This window comes from Trinickia dinghuensis (assembly GCF_003367175.1).
GTDB classification, from domain to species: Bacteria; Pseudomonadota; Gammaproteobacteria; order Burkholderiales; family Burkholderiaceae; genus Trinickia; species Trinickia dinghuensis.
Genome location: NZ_QRGA01000001.1, coordinates 145,691 through 162,926, shown reverse-complemented (window position 1 = coordinate 162,926; position 17,236 = coordinate 145,691). Strand labels below are relative to the sequence as shown.

Genomic DNA, 17,236 nt, shown 5'->3' with positions numbered 1-17,236 from the left:
GATGCTCGATTTCGAAACCTATCAAGAAGTACTTTCACTCTACGCGGATTACGCGTCGGTCGTCGACACCAACGACTGGGACAAGTGGCCCGAATTCTTTACGGACGAATGCACGTACAAGATCCAGCCTCGCGAGAACTTCGATCGCGGGCTGCCGCTTGCCACGCTCGCGTTCGAAAGCAAGGGCATGTTGAAAGACCGCGTGTATGGCATTACCGAAACGATCTTTCACGATCCGTACTATCAGCGCCACGTAATCGGTGTGCCGCGCATCTTGTGCGCTGAAGAAGGGCGAATCGATACGGAAGCCAACTACGCCGTGTTTCGGACCAAGCCCGATGAACTGCCCACGGTATTCAACGTAGGACGTTACCTCGACACGATTCGCCGCACGGCGGCCGGCCTCAAGTTCGAATCGAAGGTTTGCGTCTTCGACAGCGAAATGATCGCGAACTCGATCATCTATCCCCTCTGAGGTGAGTCATGGAAAAGCAGTGGATGAAAGTGATCGCGTTGTCGGCGGTTCCGGTGGACGACGTGACCGCGGTGAATGCGGGTGGCCAGGAGTTGGCGATCTACGGTGTCGGGGGCGAGGTGTTTGCGACGGACAACATCTGCACTCATGGGCACGCTCGCTTGTGCGACGGGTTTCTCGATGGGCACGAGATCGAGTGCCCATTGCATCAGGGCAAGTTTGACGTGCGGTCCGGCAAGGCAATGTGCGAGCCTTTGACGTCGGATATTCGCACGTATCCCGTGAAGGTCGAGGACGGCTGCGTCTTCGTCGAACTATAAGGATCACGAGATGTCCATCACTGCCACGACCCTGAGCGAGCAGCGCGCCGCCTACTATCGACAACTGGAAGCGCAGGGGTTGTCGCCGCTTTGGGAATCGCTGCACAGCCTTGTTCCGAAGGAGCCAAGGCCTCAGGCCGTTGCCGCGATCTGGAAGTACGCGGATATCCGTGATCTCGTGATGGAAGCCGGGTCGCTGATCAGTGCCGAGGAAGCGGTGCGGCGCGTCCTCGTGCTGGAAAACCCCGGGTTGCCGGGGAAATCGAGCATCACGTCGACGTTGTATGCCGGTTTGCAGTTGATCTTGCCCGGCGAGCTTGCACCGAGCCATCGGCATACGCAATCCGCGCTGCGATTCATCGTCGAGGGGCACGGTGCGTGGACGGCCGTCGACGGTGAGCGAACCACCATGCATCCGGGAGATTTCATCATTACGCCGTCGTGGACTTGGCACGACCACGGGAATCCGGCCATTGAGGCCGGTGGCGAGCCGGTGGTTTGGCTCGACGGCCTCGATATTCCTTTGGTCGGCCATCTCGATGCGGGTTTTGCCGAAACCTATCCGGAGCTCACGCAGCCGGTGCTCCGGCCCGAGGGCGACAGCTTTGCGCGGTTCGGACACAACATGGCGCCGGTTCGCCATCGTGTCACGGATCCGACTTCGCCGATATTCAGCTATCCCTACGAGCGCAGCCGGGAAGCGCTCGACGCGCTCTATCGGAATGGGGATCTCGATGAATACGACGGCGTGAAGCTTCGGTACGTCAATCCGATGACAGGAGGCTGGCCGATGCCCACGATTGCCACGTTCATGCAGTTCCTGCCGGCCGGCTTTGCAGGGAAGACGTACCGCAGCACCGATGCAACGATCTACTGCGCGGTCGAAGGAAGCGGTGTTGCGCGAATCGGCGGGAAAGCGTTTGGTTTCGATGCGCACGACGTATTCGTCGCGCCGTCATGGCAACCGGTCAGCCTCAGTGCAAGTAGCGATTGCGTGTTGTTCAGCTACTCCGATCGCCCTGTGTTAGCGGCATTGAATTTGTTGCGCGAGGCGCGGCTGTAACCGCCGACGGGCATCGGGCCGTCGACCCGGTCGCCGCATGTTCTGCACAAAATTTATTTCAATCTACCTGAGCAATACTCACGTAACTCATTCAAGCAAGGAACCTCTCATCATGGCGTTTGTATTCCCTCCCGAGGCGCCCGTCGCCATCCCCGTTGCCGGTAGCGACACGACGATCGCCGTGCGTCGCGTGTATTGCGTCGGCCGAAACTACGCGGCGCATGCGCGCGAGATGGGATTCGATCCCGACCGCGAGCCGCCATTCTTCTTCTGCAAGCCCACCGACGCGGTGGTGCCCGTAGCCGAAGGCGAAACGCTCGAGTTGGCGTATCCGTCGCAGACGGCCAATTATCACTACGAGGCGGAGCTTGTCGCGGTGATCGGCCAGTCGGGATCCGACATCCAGGTGGAGAAAGCGCTCGAGCATGTGTACGGCTACGCCATCGGCCTCGACATGACGCGTCGCGATCTGCAGATGAAGATGCGAGAGATGGGGCGCCCGTGGGAGATCGGCAAGGCGTTCGACCGTTCGGCGCCGATCGGGCCGGTCTACCGCGCGAGCGACGTCGGGCACTTTGAAAGCGCGCCGATATGGCTGACCTTGAATGGGGAAACGAAGCAGAAGAGCGACGTGTCGCATTTGATCTGGTCGGTTGCCGAAACCATCGCCGATCTATCGAGGTTCTTCCGGCTCGAACCCGGCGATCTGATTTACACGGGAACGCCCGAAGGCGTGGGGGCAGTCAGGGCCGGCGATCTCATGGTTGTGGGCATCGAGCGGCTGGGCGAGTTGCGGGCACGGGTAGTGTGATCGAGAAGACAGGCCATGCAACTTCACAGTTTCTTCAACAGCTCGACGTCGTATCGCACGCGCATCGCGCTGGCGCTCAAAGGCGTGCCGTTCGACTATGTGCCGGTGAATATCCGGACCGGGGAACATCGCGATGCCGGCTACGTGGATCGGACCAACCCCTCCGCGGCCGTGCCGGCACTGGTCGATGGTGATTTCAGCCTCGGGCAGTCGTTAGCGATCATCGACTGGCTCGATGTGCGTTTTCCCAGCCCAAAGTTGATTCCTGACGATCTCGATCGGCGCGCCCGTGTTCTGGAACTGTCGTACCTGATTTCGTGCGATATGCATCCAATCAACAATCTTCGTGTACTTCGGTACCTCGATCAGGAGTTGAGGGTCACGCCGGAGCAAAAGAGCGCGTGGTACAGGCATTGGATTGACGAGGGCATGGCCGCGGCGGAGCGGCTGCTCGCCAAATATGGCAGCCGCCCATGGTGCTTCGGCGACACACCGACGCTAGCGGATTGCTGTCTCGTGCCGCAGATGGCGAATGCGCTGAGAATGGGCTGCGAGCTGGATGAGTATCCGCTGAGTCAGGCCGTGTTTCGGCATGCGAGCGAGCATCCGGCGTTTGCGGCGGCACAGCCGAGCTTACAGCCGGACTTTGTTTCGCCATAACAAGACGAATGGGTGGGCCGAGATCGTGCCGCCGCCGATGGTCGAAATCGGTGGCGGATTGGCGTTGATTTCAAGTTGATGCTGAACCGCCCCCGGCCACATCAGAACACATGACGAATACCGATGTCCGCGCCAACGGTCGTGCCCGCGGGCGCATGCAGCGAGGTAGGAGCATCGCCAACCTCTAGCCCGAGGTCCGACGAGCCATGATTGTCTGCCGCTCCGACTTGCGCATAGAGTGTCGTCGCCTTCGACAGGAAGTACGATGCGCCGAATGCGCCCATCAGCGCATGGGTCGATCGATCGTTGCGATTGCTCGTGTACCAGACGCCTCCGTCCAGGTCGAGGTCCGGGGTCAAAGCGTAGTCCAGCCCGCCTCCATAAACGTCGTTGTTCACCCCGCTGCCCGCAACCTTGTAGTTCGTGTAGGAAGCCTTCGCGGTGAGCTTGGCGTATCGATAGACGGCCCCGACCATGCGGCCTTCGAAGCCGAGCGTGGAGGGCGGATTCGTCTGGACGGTGCCGCCGGGGTTGCCGTCGTAAAACGCCGCCTCGATACTCAAGCCGCGCCATTGGTATGACAGGCTCGCCGAATATTGGCGTCCCGCCGCAAAATTCCCCGCTTGCCCCCCGAGCGCATACATGAGGCTGCCTTGAAAGCCGGCAATCCGCGGGCTCGAATATGACAGCGAATTGGCATTGAAGACACCGGTCGCCGCGGCGTAGTTCAAATAAATCGGCAAGCTGCTGCCGAACTGCGAGAGCGCGCGCGGATCGAGGTCGAACAGCGTGTTGAAGAAGGGCGAGAATTGCAGGCCGGCCTTGACTTCGCCAAATGGGCCCTTCAATCCGACATTGGCCTCCCGTCCAAAGAAATTCCCATTCGAGTCGTTGTAGCCGCCGTTGCCGATGTCGATGCCGCTTTCGAGCTTGAACTCGGCCGTAAGGCCCCCGCCCAAGTCCTCGGTACCCGTTAGCCCGAACTGTGAAGGTACTTGCCCACTGTCGGTGAAACCGGTCAGCTTGCCGCCATTGCTGCCCGATGCATTCTGCGTCTTGCTGAGAAAGAGCATGCCGCCGTCGACGATGCCGAAGAGCGTGACGCTGCCTTGGGCGTGAGCGCCAATCGCGAACATCGAACCCGATACGACGATCGATGCATTAACCAATCCATTCTTGATACACACGCTTTGTCTCCGAAATTATTCGATTCTTAGTGGTGGTGTCTCGGCCCGGCTGCAGGCCGTGGTCCAACTGCTTCGCGCAAGTTGCAATTCATTCGACGCCGGCCATGGAGCGCACATTGGCGGTGCCGACGCGGGCGGGTGCGGTTTCTCGCAGGAAAACGGAGAGGAAGGCAGGCACGATCGCGCCGGCCGACGCGATCCACATCACGACAGGCATGCCGTAGTGATCGGCCGCGAAGCCCGCGATGGTGGGCGAGAGGAATCCGCCGGTCAGTTCTCCGACCCCCATGATCAAACCCAGCGCGGTAGCGATCGCGCGCGGGTCGGTGCTTTCCGCGGGAATCGTCGCCATGAACAGCGTGAAGCAGCCCAGGCCGGTGTAGGTCACGAGCACGAGCGGCGCCATCGTTCCGGCGTCGGGCACATAGATCATCAAGATCGGACAGACCGCCGCGATCGCAGAAAAGATCACCATGGCCGGCTTGCGCCCGATGCGGTCGGAGATGGCCGGCACGATGAAGCTCCAGCCAACCCAAGCGAAGCCGAGCATGCTCATGATGTAGCCCATCGTCTGCGCCGGGAAATGGTGGTACTGAACGAGGAACGTGGGGGCAAACGAGACGATGATGACGAACCAAGTCAGATAGCAGCACGCGATCAACACGCACAGCACGACGTTGCGGTTTTTCAGCAGCGCCGCCCAGTCCGTGTGGGCCCGCTCGTGCGTCGTCCTAGCGGCATCGCGGTTGTTGTTCGTGCGCGAATCTTTCACATACAGCGCGATCAGCGCCGCGATGACGATGCCGGGCACGATCGATACGAGAAACGCCGTGCGCCAGCCATGCGTCGTCGCGAGCCAGATCAGCACGGGCGGGCCCAAGACCGCGCCGAGCAAGCCCGGCGCCGAACCGTTGACGATACCCATGTTGAGTCCGCGGCGAGCGGGTGTGGACGCCTCCGCGAGGAGCGATTGAGAAACCGGCAGCACGGGGCCTTCGGCGATTCCCATCAGCGCTCGGAACAGCAGCAGCGACAGAAATCCGGTGACGAATCCCGACAGCGAAGACAGCACGGAAAACGCGATGACCGCGACGATCAATACGGGTTTTCGTGACGCGCGCTTATCCGACCATGCACCGAGAGTCGCGCCCGATAGCGCCCAAGTCAGGGAGAGCACGGAAGAGAGCATGCCCAAATGAGCATTGGTCAGATGCAGTTCGTTCGATATGAACGGGAACAGGAACGACAAAGCCAGCCTGTCGAAGAATACGAAACCGAAGCTCAGAGACAGGATGGCAAGCAGTTTGTTTTCATAGCCGGCGCGCATCATGCCTTCTCCTCGAGATGACGAATGCTCGCGGCCCGATGTGTGCGGCTCGGGTGTCGTAGGGGCGGCATGAAGCACATGAAGTCTTTGCGGGTCACAGGGTGTCTCCTCGTGGATCGTGGATTCCGGCGTCGCGAATTGCCGGGCGGCAAATCGGTCGATACGGGTCGTCGTCCGCGCTGCGTGGCGCGGATCGCTTAGTGGGCTCCACGATAGAGAAACAAAAACGCTCGGCTTTGCTTAGCCGGGACGCGTCGCTTGACTCGCCGAGACGCCGATTGAAGGGAGTGCTTGTTGAGAAATTCGAATTCGGCGCCCGAATGACGCCACGTGCGAGGCACCGAGGGGCGGTTTGCGGGTTGACCAGTATTTTTCCGCTTTTTCCGCCTTTGCTACACTGGGCCACCTTTTGCGAGCGGCGGTTAGAGGCAAGCTCGCCGTGCCGTAATTGAATGCTCGGAGTCACGGCCATGTCGGCAGTCGGTCAACAAGACATCACGATTTCCACCCACACGCTGCATTGCGATGAGCGCGTCGACTTCTGGATCGACGGCGTGGCGCGCGCGCTCGTCCATCTCGAGTGCAACGGCTCGGCGCTCGACGGCATCGACGCGAGTCTGACCAAGCGCGGCTTCTCGCTGTTCAACGCGTGCGAGATTGCGGCGAGCCGGCACGCGATCGTGCGCTCATCGCACAGCATCCGGGCTGACCAGCGCGATGCTGTATTCGTTTGCGTCATGACCGAGGGAAACGGCTATACGTTCCAGGGCGTGGATTGTGTGATGCACAAACCCGGCGACGTCGTGATCTACGATACGGCGAGTCCCTATGGCCACGGCTTCCCGGGGGACATGTCGATGACCGTGCTCGATATTCCTCGTCACATATTCGAAACGCGCGTGCGCCCATGGCGCTATCGAGATCTGATCAAGATCGATCATGCGGATGGTGTGACGGGTTGGGCCGTGAAGGAGATTCGCAAGCTGCTGCTCAGGCCGTCCGTTTCGTCGCACGAACGCGAAGATCAGGCGGCGCGCGTGCTCGAACTATTGCAATCGGCGTTGCTGATTCGCGACGGCGACACGCCGGCATCGAGGTCGACGATTCATACGCTGCAGCGAGCCAAGGCGTTTATCGACGAGCATTTGAGCGACGAAGCGCTCGACTGCGATTCGATCAGCCGGGCGATGAAGCTCTCGCCGCGGCAACTGGCTCGCGTGTTCGAAATCGAAGGCGTACCGATCACGCGCTTCATCTGGGCGCGGCGCTTGGAGCGATGCCGCGCCGATCTGCGCAACCCGTCGCTGAAGCATCTCTCCGTCAGCGAGATCGCGTTCCGCTGGGGCTTCAACAATAGCGCGCACTTTAGCCGCAGCTATCGCGCCCGCTACGGTGTAACGCCGACGCAGGCACGTATCGAGGCCTTGGACGCCGGCGGTTTTCCGCACAACTGACGCAACCGCCCGCAGCGAACGGCAATCGTAGTCAACGCCGGCGTCCCGACTAGTCAAATCTCCCAGTCGACCCATCGCTATTCTGCTCGATCAGGGCAGCACGACGATCGTGCTGCCTTGCCACGAGGAGAACGAACAGAATGGAGACGTACGACTACATCGTCGTCGGCGGCGGGTCGTCGGGCTGTGTCATCACGCATCGCCTAATCAAAGCCGGCAAGAGCGTGCTGCTGCTCGAGGATGGTCCGCCGGACGACAGCATCTACATCCACATGCCGGCGACGTTCATTCGTGTGCTGGGTACCGAGCGCACGACCGTTTTCAAGAGCGAACCGCAGGCCGCCGCGGCTGGCCGGCCGACTTTCGTGCCGCAAGGGCGGACGCTCGGCGGCGGCAGTTCGGTCAACGCAATGGTGTACATCCGCGGCACATCACGCGACTACGACGACTGGGCCGCGCTCGGCTGCGCGGGTTGGGGCTGGAACGAAGTGCTGCCCGTCTTCAAACGCGCCGAGAACCATATGCGATTGTCCGAGCCGTTTCATGGCACGCGGGGACCGCTGAAGGTGAGCGACACGCGCTACCGGCATCCGCTTAGTCTCGCTTTCGTGCGCGCCGCGCAGGAAGCGGGGTTGGCCTACAACGACGATTTCAACGGGCAGAGCCAAGGCGGGTGTGGGTTTTATCATACGACGACGTTCGACGGACAAAGAGGCAGCACGGCCGCGACCTATCTGGCCGAGGTCAAGGGCGCATCGAATCTGACGGTGCGGACCGGACAGCGTGTCACGCGCGTGCTGTTCGACGGGCAGCGAGCAAGCGGCGTGCAGTGGCGCGCGCAAAGCGGCGAAACCGGCGCGGCGTCCGCACGCGCGGAGGTGATTCTCGCGGCGGGTGCCCTGTCGACACCGAAGCTGTTGATGCTGTCGGGCATCGGTCCTGGCGAGCATCTGCGAGCGCACGGCATTTCAGTCTTGCACGACAGTCCCGAAGTCGGCCAAAACTATCAGGATCACCTCGAAGTGTCGATCTATGGCCGTGCGAAGGAGCCGATTAGCCTGCTCGGCAATGACCGGGGCTTGAAGGCGCTTCGCCATGGCGTGCAGTGGAAGTTATTTCGCTCGGGGTTGCTCACGTCGAACGTGGTCGAATCGGGTGGATTCGTCGACACCACGGGCGGCGATCGCCCGGACATCCAATTCCATGTGCTGCCGACGCTAGTGGGCGACGTCGATCGCGAACCGCTGCCCGGACACGGAATCTCGATCAACCCGTGCATCCTGCGGCCGAACTCGCGCGGGTCGGTCCGGCTGCGCGAGCCCGATCCCGCCGCGCCGATCCTATTCGACAGCGGTGCGCTTGCCGATCCGTCCGACGTCGAGGTCCTCGCGCGAGGGGTAAAGCTCGCGCGCCGCATCTTGCGTGAGCCTTCTCTCGCGCATGTGGTCAGCGAAGAGATCGCGCCATCGCGCGAGATCGAGGTTTCGCGGGAGGCGTTGGCCGAGTACGTCCGCAGTCACGCGAAGACGGTTTACCACCCTGCCGGCACCTGCCGGATGGGCAACGACTCGAATGCGGTCGTCTCGCCGACGCTGCGCGTGAACGGTGTGGACGGCTTGCGCATATGCGACGCGTCGGTCATGCCGAGAATCGTCTCGGGCAATACCAACGCGCCGACCATCATGATTGCGGAACGCTGCGCGGATTTCGCGCTGTCCGCTTAACCATTTAACTGCTGAACGAGAAGGGGAGCACGATGTCGCAAGATTTCGTATCCGTACTGCCGGAAGTCGACGATTTCCTTCAACGCCGCCACGGCATGTTCATCGACGGCAATCGTGTTGCCCCGCAAGCGGGGCGCTATTTCGACGTGTTCGATCCGGCTACCGGCAACGTATTGTCGCAGGTGGCGGATGGCGACGCGAACGACGCCGAGCGGGCAGTACTGAGCGCGCACCGGGCATTTGCGTCCGGGGTGTGGTCGGGACTGCGGCCGGCCGACCGCGAGCGAATTTTGCTGCGTCTGGTGGCGCTCATCGAGCAGCATGCCGAAGCGCTTGCGCAACTCGAGACCCTGAACCAAGGCAAGTCGATTCATCTCTCGCGTGCGATCGAAGTGGGGGCATCGATCGAGTACGCGCGCTATATGGCGGGTTGGTCGACCAAGCTCACCGGCGAAACGCTCGATGTCTCCATTCCGGTCCCCCCTGGCGCGCGCTATACCGCCTATACGCGCCGCGAGCCGATCGGAGTCGTCGCCGCGATCGTCCCTTGGAATTTCCCCTTGATGATCGCGGTTTGGAAGGTCATGCCAGCCCTGGCGGCCGGTTGCACGATCGTGCTCAAGCCCGCCCCGGAGACGCCCCTCACTGCGCTGCGGCTTGCCGAACTCGCGCTCGAGGCCGGCGTTCCGCCGGGCGTATTCAACGTTGTGACCGGTTCCGGTCCGGCGGTGGGGCAGGCGCTGGTCGGCTCGCCCCTGGTCGGCAAGGTGTCGTTCACGGGGTCGACTGCGGTCGGCAAACAGGTCGGGCACGCGGCAATGGACAACATGACGCGCGTCACGCTCGAGCTTGGCGGCAAGAATCCGATGATCGTGCTGGACGATGCCGACCTCGACAAGACCATCGAGGGGGCGATGATGGGCGCGTTCCTGAATCAAGGCCAGGTGTGCGCGGCTGCGTCGCGTCTGTACATCCAGCGCGGGCGATTCGATGCCGTGGTGGATGGCGTGGAGGCAGCGATGAGGCAATTGAGACTGGGGCCTGGGATGGATCTCGCGGCACAGGTCAATCCGCTGGTGTCCGAGCGGCATCGGCGAGCCGTGTCGCAATCCATTGCGGGCGGACAGCGGCAGGGCGCCGAGTTGATCCTCGGCGGAAATATTCCCGATAGACCGGGCTACTTTATCGAACCCGCGTTGTTCGTTGCCCCATCGCCCGAATCCGCGCTGATTCGCGAGGAAATCTTCGGCCCCGTACTCGTGGCGATCCCGTTCGACGACATCGACACCGCGATCGAACTCGCGAACGATACGCCGTACGGTCTCGCGGCGAGCGTCTGGACCAATGATTTGTCGATGGCGATGAATGCGGTGCCGCGTATCCAGGCCGGCACGGTTTGGGTCAACAGTCATGTGCCGGTCGACCCGAACCTGCCGTTCGGCGGCTATAAACAGTCGGGGGTCGGGCGCGAGTTCGGACGTCATGCTGTGGAAGGTTTCACGGAACTCAAGTCCATTTGTATCGCGCACTGAGGTTTTTTACATCGGCCGCGAGGCCGATTCCGCCTGCCAGCAGCAGATGATGTCGAGCGTCGGGTGCGATCGGGAAATGATTCTTCGGTGGGCTGATTCGCACGACGTCTCCCTGCTGAACCGCGTCATGAATCGCTCTCGATCCGCCTCTGCCGGATGCGTCGCGCAAGACGGCGATCTGATAACTGTCGCGTGCGGCGGGACCGTTGCACAACGAATATTGCCTGACCAGCCCCCCCGGGCAAATGAACGTCGATGTGGGAGCCGGCACTGAAATTCGGCAGCAGAGAGCCATCTTCGCTCTTGAACTCGATGCCGCAAATGTCGCGTGCTTCGACCCATTTGCGTGAGACCTTTACGGTCAATGTCGTGGTGTTCATGAAGACTTCCAGGAATATCAGAACCGCGTCGTCAGTCCGATGCGCGCGATCGCTTGCGTTGGCGTGCTGGATGGCACGAGGTCGCCGTTGATCTGTGCATTGCCGCCTCGACTGGCTCGTTGGTAGACAACCGCCGCGTAAACGCCGGTGCGCTTGGACAACAAGTACTCCAGCATCGCGCTCAGCTGGTGTGCATGATTGTCGTCGACGGAAGCATTTCCCTTCATGTAGCTGTACGCGCCGCTGAGCCACCAGAAGCTGTCGATCATCCAGAGGCCGCCGACTTCCGCTTGCCAGACCGCGGCGCCATTCGTGTTGTTTCGAACGGTCGTGAATAGCGCGGTGCCCGTTACGGGGCCTACGGTATAGTGCGAACCCGCCCCCCAGTTGCGGACGCTGACCTGTCCGGTTGGCGTTACGCTTTTCTCGAGCGTATAGGCCGCGTTTGCACCGAACGCGCCATTCGAATAGTTGATGCTGAAGCTCGACGCGTTGCCGGTGCCGACGGAGCCGGCAACATTTCCGAAGCCGTACATCAGGCCACCCGAGAATCCATGAAAGACTGGACTTACATACTTGACCGAATTCGCAATGCGCTCGCCCGCCAAGCGATCCCAATCGAATGCCCCGGTTGGATTGTTGGGTAGGGCGAGCTTGTCGAACGGCCCGTTCCGGAATTGATAAAGACCCGCGGAGTAGATCGCGGCGTCGTCGAGTCCGCCGAACAACGCGTCGGGCATGAAATCGTATTGATTTCCCAACGTAAGGCGGCCGAGCCGATCGTCGTCGAGACCGACATAGGCCGTTCTACCGAAGAGGCTCTGCCCTGGCACGAACGAACCGCTTCCAAGCTCGAACTGATTCGTTAGGTTGAAAACCGCGCGCGTGCCGCCGCCCAGATCCTCTTTCCCGCTCAACGTCAATAAATTCGGTACGAAGATGCCGTCGTCGAATTTGATGTTGCGGCTCCCGCCTTCGTTGCTGACGTAGGACACGCCGGCATCGATCAGCCCGCTCAACGTGACGCTGCTCTGCGCGAAGCTGCTTCCGACAGGCGCAATGACGGCTAGCGCCCCCATCCAATAGAAACGCTTTTTCATCGCTCACCCGCGCACTCGGCCTCGATCAACTGTTTCAGCACGCGTCGCGAACGTAGCGCCCCCGCATCCGGCTGCAACAAGACAGGATTCATTTTGTCGAACGGGATCCCACCCATCATCGTTTGCACGCCTTCGATCATCGGAACGTCTTCCTCGACGAATGCCTGATGGATCGCCGTCGAAAGGTTCGAATCCAGCGCGGTGTCGTGGATTTTGAATGTCCGGCTCGCCGTCCAGAAGTAGTGCGTCGTCGTTTCGGTTTCGGGGGTAAGAAAGTGACAGAAGTATCCCGAGACGCCGTCGGCGCGCGGCGCCCCCACCGGGGTCACGCCGACATCGAGGCAAAGCAGAGCGGGAGGATCCCATCGCATGTCCAGCCAATGGTCCACGGGCTTTCCGTAGTTGTCGAACAGCGCATCCCAGACGGGCGGCGCCATTCCGTCGGGACACCAGCGGTTCGAATGGACGGTGTTGGTGTTTTGAATGACTTCCGTCTCGCCTCGCTTGATTGCCTCGCTTCCGAGCCCGCCCGCGTGCAGGTATTCGACGTGCGACAGGTCCATGAGATTGTCGACGATCAGTTCGTAGTTCGCGCGGACGCCAATCAAGCCGCTCAACGTACGAAACTTGGTATCGGTGAGGAAGTGAAAGTCGGGGATCTTGTCGGTGTCGGCTGCTTCGGGCTCGCCGAGCCACACCCAGACAAGGCCGTGACGTTCCTCGATGGGGTAGGTCGCCACACAGGCCGCCTTGGAAATCTTCCCGTCTCCGTGGGGGTTGTGAACGCAGTTGCCGGACTGCACGTCGAATTGCAGCCCGTGATAAGGACATTCGACGACGCCGTCGCCGACCAGTCTGCCTTTGTCCAAGGGGGCGAATCGATGTGGGCAGCGATTCGAAGAGGCGACGCAATCGCCGTTCTCTTTCCTGAATAGCAAGACCGACCGTCCGCATATCGTTCTCGAGAAAAGCTCGTTCTTGATCTCATCGGCGCTTGCCGCGACGTACCACGTGTTCATCAGAAAGGGCATCGCTGTCTCCTGGAATTTATTGGATTGAATTGCCGTCGGCCTGCTATCGCATCAGTGCCTTGATCCGATCGGCGCCCAGTCCAACTGCTTCGTAGTGCGCCTCGGCCATTGCGATGTAGTCGTGCACGTCGAAGTAGCCGTTCGACTTTCCATCGGCGTCCAGCCAGATCAGCGGGCCGTGAACGATAAAGAAGACGCGCATCGGCTCGGCGTCCTCGAAGGCAACGAGCGTGTGCCCTTCTCCGGGCGTCTCGTAGACAAAATCGCCCTTGGTCGCCGTCCAGTCGTGTTCGAGGTATCCCCATTTGCCCGAGATGGTGTACGCGAACACTTCGTGCGGGTGATAGTGCCGATTAACGAGGCCGGCTTCCTTGGCCATCAGGATGTCGCACCATTTGTTCTCGTTCGGCGAAATCCAAAGGGGGCGCGAGGAGACCGTTTCGGTGATCGGCACATACAATCGCAAATCGTCCGATGGCGCATCGTGGATGTACGCCTCGGGTAAAGCGTGGGGTTTAAATACGTTCTTAATCGGTTCGATATCTTTCCAGAACTCGCTTTTCGCCTTTTCGACCATCGTCTCTCTCCAGTGAATGCTTGCGTCAACTGTACTGTGCGAGTCGCAATGAACGGTTGACTCAACTGGACGAGCGTTTTGACTTAAATGGACATGGCGCTCGCGCGGCCGCTACCCGCGCTTGCTTTAGCGTGGTAACTTGCCATGCAAGGACAACAGTGCGCCGTCGTCAATGAAACGAAGGCGAGGATGGGAGACAACCATGGGCGGGAGCACGATTCCTGCGATCATTCGGGCATCGACCGAAAGCGTCGACTCGTCTGATCGTCTGGCGTTTTGGGATAGCTACAGTTCGGAGGAGTTGATCGGACTGCGCACGTCCGCGTCGCTCGACGGCGATTTCGCCGCTCGGCTCGCGGGCTGTGCGCTCGGCGAACTCAAAGTCTTCGAGATCGAAGGGAGCGTTCACTGCGTCGAACGGAATCACGAATGCGTCGAAAGATTTCCAAAGGGCTCCGTGTTTCTATGTCATTTGATCAGCGGCAGCGCGTATTTCATTCAAAAGGGGAAGGTGTTTCAGCTGGAAGCGGGGGATGCCATTGTGTACGACGCCGGCAAGCCTTTCACCTATGGCTTTGCAACCCCTATGCATCAGTTTCTGATCGATCTGCCCGTGGATTTGGCGGATCGGAGATGGGGCGTCGATCCCGACGCGCTTCCCCTGAAGCTGGCGCCAAGCGGAGCGCTTGACTTCGCGGTGCGCGCAGAGCTGTCTAGGAGCTGCTCGAGAGTGTTGCGTGCGCCGACGCCCGAGTTCGTTTCATCGTTTTCGGATCAAACGAACTTTGTTTTGAGGTCGATCATTGCCTCCGAGACGGGGGGGCGATCGAATTTGAATCGGTCGATCTTCTACTTGATCGACGCCAAGCGATACATTGCGCAAAATTTGTCTTGCGCGGACCTGAATCCAACATCCGTTGCCGAAAAGTTGGGGTTGTCTTCTCGTCACTTGAACCGGTTGTTCGGTGCTGAGGGCGGCTCCGTTTCGGATTACATTTGGGAAAAACGTGCCGAGAAGGCATGGCGCGATTTGAGGGACGGCGCGATGTCCCATTTGACGATTTCCGAAATTTCATTTCGCTGCGGATACGCGAGTCCGGCGCATTTCACGCGCACGATGGTCGAGCGCTACGGCATGAGGCCTTCCGACATCAGGAAGGCTGCAAGGACCCGAGTGGTGTCGTGATCCTTGCCCCGCCTATCGAGGCATACCCTAGCTGGCCTGGAATTTGAGGATTTTTCCTCAAGATACCGTTTGAGTGGCCGACTTCCGTCAACTACATTCGAGACGTCAAAACTAGACGTGATCGAGGAGACGCGATGGGTCAAAGCCTGGTTGTGTTCCAGTCGTTGTGGTCGATGGAGCGCCGGCATACGGACGGCTGGGAGCGTTCGCTAGAAGAGAACGTGCAAATGATCGCGGCTGCGGGCTTCGACGGCGTCAGCGCGCATTACACGAACAGGCAGGATGTGCGGAGACTGGCTCAATTGCGGTCGCAGTTCGGGCTCGATGCGGAGGGGCAGTGTTTTCCCCGCACGGTAGACGATCTCAAACCCGTGCTGGAGAACGCCACGGAGTTCGGGCTTCATCACCTCGATATTCAGGCGGATGTTCGCCCTCGAACCGTCAAGGAATGCGTCGAGTTGCTTGACGGCTGGCAGCGGCTGATCGAGCAAGTGGATTTCCCCGTGTACCTCGAAACCCATCGAGACCGGATGACCACCGATCTTTATTTCACGCTCGACCTGCTCGATGCGCGGCCCAACCTGAAACTGCTCGGCGACGTGTCGCATTATTTGGTCGGACGAGAGTTCGCCTGGCCCGTTTCGGCGGAGAACCATGCGCTGATGCATCGCGTCCTCGACAACTCTTGGGCGTTCCATGGCCGAGTCGCAAGCCGCGAGCAGGTGCAAATCGAGTTATCGTTCGAACCGCATCGAATGTGGGTCGATCTGTTTCTCGACTGGTGGCGATACGGTTTTGCCTCGTGGCGGAAACGTGCGGGAGAAAACGACTCGCTGGCTTTCGTCTGCGAACTTGGGCCGAAGCCGTATGCCATCGTCGGCCGCGACGGTAACGATACGACCGACCGCTGGGCGGAATCGTTGATGTTGCGAGATTGGGCAAGGCAGCTATGGCACGAAACGACTGACGACCAACGAGTAACGAACAATGAGTAACGCGTAGCGCTTCCACGTCAGCCGGATGACTCATTCCGAGCGCGCGGGGATGAAGCTGGAAAACTCGGGGGTGACCATGAACGACAGAAGAAAACCGACGATGGAAGACGTGGCCAGCGCTTCCGGAGTCAGCTATTCCACCGTCGAGCGCGTGCTGAACGGGCGCGGCGGCGTGTCTCGCGAGAAGGAGGCTCGTGTCCTCGAATGGGCGCGCAAGCTGAAGATCAATCGCGTACTCGACGAGTTGTCCGTGCGATGGTTACGGATTGCGATCGTGACGCAAAACACCAGCGCCCCGTACTACATTGCGTTGCGACAAGGCTTCGAACTCGCGCAGAAAACGTTCGAGACGCACCGCGTAACCTGCCACCTGACGTTCTTCGAAGATCTGGATCCGCGCTCGCTGACCTCGGTCATCCAACGCGCTTCGGAAAAAGCCGATGCGTTGATCGTCGTGGCCTACGAGCATCCTCGGGTCGTCGACGCCATTGCGCGAATCGCCAATCGAATCCCCGTAGTCACGGTGGCGAGCGATCTGCCCGACACCGGGCGGCTGGCCTACGTCGGGATCGACAACCGATGTGCCGGGCGTATCGCGGGTGAACTGATGGGCCGGTTTCTCGGCCGCGAAGGCGGCCAAGCGATCGTCATCGCCGGATTGCGAACCTATCTTGGGCACGAAGAGCGGGACGGGGCTTTTCGCTCCGTGCTGCGTCGCCGCTTCCCCGCCTGCGAGGTCGTGGCGACCGTGGAGAATCATGAGGATGCGGGATCCAGCGAGACGCTCGTGCGCGAGGCCTTCGGTCGTTTCCCCGACCTGCGGGGAATCTATAGCATTTCGGTTGGGGACGATGGCATTGCACGGGCCCTGAGGGCCATGAAGCGGGAACACTCCACGATCTTTATCGGCCATGAACTCAGCGACATCAGCAGGTCGCTGCTCGTGGAAGGTGTGATGGATGCCGTGATCGACCAGAGCCCTTTTGTGGAGGCTGTCAGAGCCGTCGAGGTCATCCTCAACCATTACAACCGAGGCACGGCCTCGGAGCTGCCTCTGCAAACACCGATCTCGATCTACCTGCAGGAGAATCTTCCGCCCGTATGACGCCCCGGGCCAGGTGCGGGCCGGGGTGGGCGAACTCCGCTTGCTGGCTTGTCGGCTTGCCGACTAGGCAAAAACCCTTGAGTGCCGCTCTTTTGAGGAATTCTCTTCAGAAATTCGTTTGAGCGAGTGAATTCGATCAACTAGTATCAAACGCACTAGGACATCGTATTCGAGGTTGAAAGCACCGCAGTAAATCCGAGTAATTGTGAAATTGGATATTGGCTTTCTTGCGAACGAATGATCGATGTGTGGATTTTTAATTCACCGCATAACAGGTCGCATTTTTCGATTTTTCCGTTGTGAACGTTG

The 17,236-nt window shown here is 60.4% G+C and carries 16 protein-coding genes and 1 pseudogene; 11 read left to right on the top strand and 6 right to left on the bottom strand.

The window, feature by feature from the left end; genetic code table 11:
• Position 1: 1 nt before the first annotated feature.
• The 5 genes from DWV00_RS00690 to maiA all read left to right on the top strand — a co-directional run bounded on the left by DWV00_RS00690 (position 2) and on the right by maiA (position 3,329).
• Entirely contained in the window at positions 2–475 is a 474-nt protein-coding gene (locus DWV00_RS00690) for an aromatic-ring-hydroxylating dioxygenase subunit beta (RefSeq protein WP_115531623.1), read from the top strand.
• A gap of 8 nt (positions 476–483) precedes the next feature.
• On the top strand, positions 484–795 hold the full coding sequence (locus DWV00_RS00685) for a non-heme iron oxygenase ferredoxin subunit (RefSeq protein ID WP_115531622.1): 312 nt from the start codon (positions 484–486) through the stop codon (positions 793–795).
• Between the two features lie 10 nt (positions 796–805).
• Positions 806–1,858, top strand: a complete 1,053-nt coding sequence (gene gtdA / locus DWV00_RS00680) for a gentisate 1,2-dioxygenase (protein ID WP_115531621.1) — start codon at positions 806–808, stop codon at positions 1,856–1,858.
• A gap of 112 nt (positions 1,859–1,970) precedes the next feature.
• Positions 1,971–2,669 carry a fumarylacetoacetate hydrolase family protein gene (locus DWV00_RS00675; protein ID WP_115531620.1) on the top strand — a complete coding sequence of 233 codons (699 nt, stop codon included), beginning with the start codon at positions 1,971–1,973 and terminating at the stop codon, positions 2,667–2,669.
• 15 nt (positions 2,670–2,684) lie between these two features.
• Positions 2,685–3,329 (top strand): maleylacetoacetate isomerase, encoded by a 645-nt coding sequence (gene maiA, locus DWV00_RS00670; protein WP_115531619.1) that lies wholly within the window; start codon positions 2,685–2,687, stop codon positions 3,327–3,329.
• A 101-nt stretch (positions 3,330–3,430) separates the two neighbouring features.
• Here the strand turns inward: maiA and DWV00_RS00665 are convergent, their stop codons facing one another.
• Both DWV00_RS00665 and DWV00_RS00660 read right to left on the bottom strand, forming a co-directional pair.
• Positions 3,431–4,510, bottom strand: coding sequence for a porin (locus tag DWV00_RS00665; RefSeq protein ID WP_425452705.1), 1,080 nt, complete (start codon positions 4,508–4,510; stop codon positions 3,431–3,433).
• Between the two features lie 94 nt (positions 4,511–4,604).
• Complete coding sequence (locus DWV00_RS00660) at positions 4,605–5,846, bottom strand: MFS transporter (protein WP_115531617.1); 1,242 nt, start codon at positions 5,844–5,846, stop codon at positions 4,605–4,607.
• Positions 5,847–6,313: 467 nt separating this feature from the next.
• On the opposite strand from DWV00_RS00660, the gene DWV00_RS00655 reads away from it, so the two are divergent.
• The 3 genes from DWV00_RS00655 (at position 6,314) to DWV00_RS00645 (ending at position 10,553) form a co-directional block, all read left to right on the top strand.
• Entirely contained in the window at positions 6,314–7,297 is a 984-nt protein-coding gene (locus tag DWV00_RS00655) for a helix-turn-helix domain-containing protein (protein ID WP_115531616.1), read from the top strand.
• Positions 7,298–7,437: 140 nt separating this feature from the next.
• A complete protein-coding gene (locus DWV00_RS00650) occupies positions 7,438–9,021 on the top strand; it encodes a GMC family oxidoreductase (RefSeq protein ID WP_115531615.1) in 1,584 nt (527 codons plus the stop codon).
• Between the two features lie 32 nt (positions 9,022–9,053).
• Positions 9,054–10,553 carry an aldehyde dehydrogenase family protein gene (locus tag DWV00_RS00645; protein WP_115531614.1) on the top strand — a complete coding sequence of 500 codons (1,500 nt, stop codon included), beginning with the start codon at positions 9,054–9,056 and terminating at the stop codon, positions 10,551–10,553.
• 19 nt (positions 10,554–10,572) lie between these two features.
• On the opposite strand, the pseudogene DWV00_RS00640 reads toward DWV00_RS00645, so the two are convergent.
• The 4 genes and pseudogenes from DWV00_RS00640 to DWV00_RS00625 form a co-directional block, all read right to left on the bottom strand.
• Positions 10,573–10,933 (bottom strand): annotated as a pseudogene (locus tag DWV00_RS00640) (ferredoxin reductase); the annotation flags it as partial.
• Between the two features lie 17 nt (positions 10,934–10,950).
• Positions 10,951–12,033 (bottom strand): porin, encoded by a 1,083-nt coding sequence (locus tag DWV00_RS00635; protein ID WP_115531613.1) that lies wholly within the window; start codon positions 12,031–12,033, stop codon positions 10,951–10,953.
• Positions 12,030–13,052: an aromatic ring-hydroxylating oxygenase subunit alpha gene (locus DWV00_RS00630; protein ID WP_245964710.1), complete on the bottom strand. Its 1,023-nt coding sequence runs from the start codon at positions 13,050–13,052 to the stop codon at positions 12,030–12,032. Before DWV00_RS00630 ends, DWV00_RS00635 begins: the two co-directional genes overlap by 4 nt.
• A gap of 55 nt (positions 13,053–13,107) precedes the next feature.
• Positions 13,108–13,641 (bottom strand): 2,4'-dihydroxyacetophenone dioxygenase family protein, encoded by a 534-nt coding sequence (locus DWV00_RS00625; protein ID WP_115531611.1) that lies wholly within the window; start codon positions 13,639–13,641, stop codon positions 13,108–13,110.
• A gap of 172 nt (positions 13,642–13,813) precedes the next feature.
• Between DWV00_RS00625 and DWV00_RS00620 the strand changes: the two genes are divergently transcribed.
• The 3 genes from DWV00_RS00620 to DWV00_RS00610 all read left to right on the top strand — a co-directional run bounded on the left by DWV00_RS00620 (position 13,814) and on the right by DWV00_RS00610 (position 16,927).
• A complete protein-coding gene (locus DWV00_RS00620; RefSeq protein ID WP_115531610.1) occupies positions 13,814–14,827 on the top strand; it encodes an AraC family transcriptional regulator in 1,014 nt (337 codons plus the stop codon).
• Positions 14,828–14,961: 134 nt separating this feature from the next.
• Entirely contained in the window at positions 14,962–15,822 is an 861-nt protein-coding gene (locus DWV00_RS00615) for a sugar phosphate isomerase/epimerase family protein (protein ID WP_115531609.1), read from the top strand.
• A gap of 49 nt (positions 15,823–15,871) precedes the next feature.
• Positions 15,872–16,927: a LacI family DNA-binding transcriptional regulator gene (locus tag DWV00_RS00610; protein WP_245964660.1), complete on the top strand. Its 1,056-nt coding sequence runs from the start codon at positions 15,872–15,874 to the stop codon at positions 16,925–16,927.
• Positions 16,928–17,236: the final 309 nt, after the last annotated feature.

Bases quoted from the DNA above. Each gene is read 5' to 3' on its own strand.
- DWV00_RS00690 (WP_115531623.1), top strand. From the start codon at position 2: ATGCTCGATTTCGAAACCTATCAAGAAGTACTTTCACTCTACGCGGAT.
- DWV00_RS00685 (WP_115531622.1), top strand. From the start codon at position 484: ATGGAAAAGCAGTGGATGAAAGTGATCGCGTTGTCGGCGGTTCCGGTG.
- gtdA (WP_115531621.1), top strand. From the start codon at position 806: ATGTCCATCACTGCCACGACCCTGAGCGAGCAGCGCGCCGCCTACTAT.
- DWV00_RS00675 (WP_115531620.1), top strand. From the start codon at position 1,971: ATGGCGTTTGTATTCCCTCCCGAGGCGCCCGTCGCCATCCCCGTTGCC.
- maiA (WP_115531619.1), top strand. From the start codon at position 2,685: ATGCAACTTCACAGTTTCTTCAACAGCTCGACGTCGTATCGCACGCGC.
- DWV00_RS00660 (WP_115531617.1), bottom strand. From the start codon at position 5,846: ATGATGCGCGCCGGCTATGAAAACAAACTGCTTGCCATCCTGTCTCTG.
- DWV00_RS00655 (WP_115531616.1), top strand. From the start codon at position 6,314: ATGTCGGCAGTCGGTCAACAAGACATCACGATTTCCACCCACACGCTG.
- DWV00_RS00650 (WP_115531615.1), top strand. From the start codon at position 7,438: ATGGAGACGTACGACTACATCGTCGTCGGCGGCGGGTCGTCGGGCTGT.
- DWV00_RS00645 (WP_115531614.1), top strand. From the start codon at position 9,054: ATGTCGCAAGATTTCGTATCCGTACTGCCGGAAGTCGACGATTTCCTT.
- DWV00_RS00635 (WP_115531613.1), bottom strand. From the start codon at position 12,033: ATGAAAAAGCGTTTCTATTGGATGGGGGCGCTAGCCGTCATTGCGCCT.
- DWV00_RS00630 (WP_245964710.1), bottom strand. From the start codon at position 13,052: ATGAACACGTGGTACGTCGCGGCAAGCGCCGATGAGATCAAGAACGAG.
- DWV00_RS00625 (WP_115531611.1), bottom strand. From the start codon at position 13,641: ATGGTCGAAAAGGCGAAAAGCGAGTTCTGGAAAGATATCGAACCGATT.
- DWV00_RS00620 (WP_115531610.1), top strand. From the start codon at position 13,814: ATGAAACGAAGGCGAGGATGGGAGACAACCATGGGCGGGAGCACGATT.
- DWV00_RS00615 (WP_115531609.1), top strand. From the start codon at position 14,962: ATGGGTCAAAGCCTGGTTGTGTTCCAGTCGTTGTGGTCGATGGAGCGC.
- DWV00_RS00610 (WP_245964660.1), top strand. From the start codon at position 15,872: ATGAAGCTGGAAAACTCGGGGGTGACCATGAACGACAGAAGAAAACCG.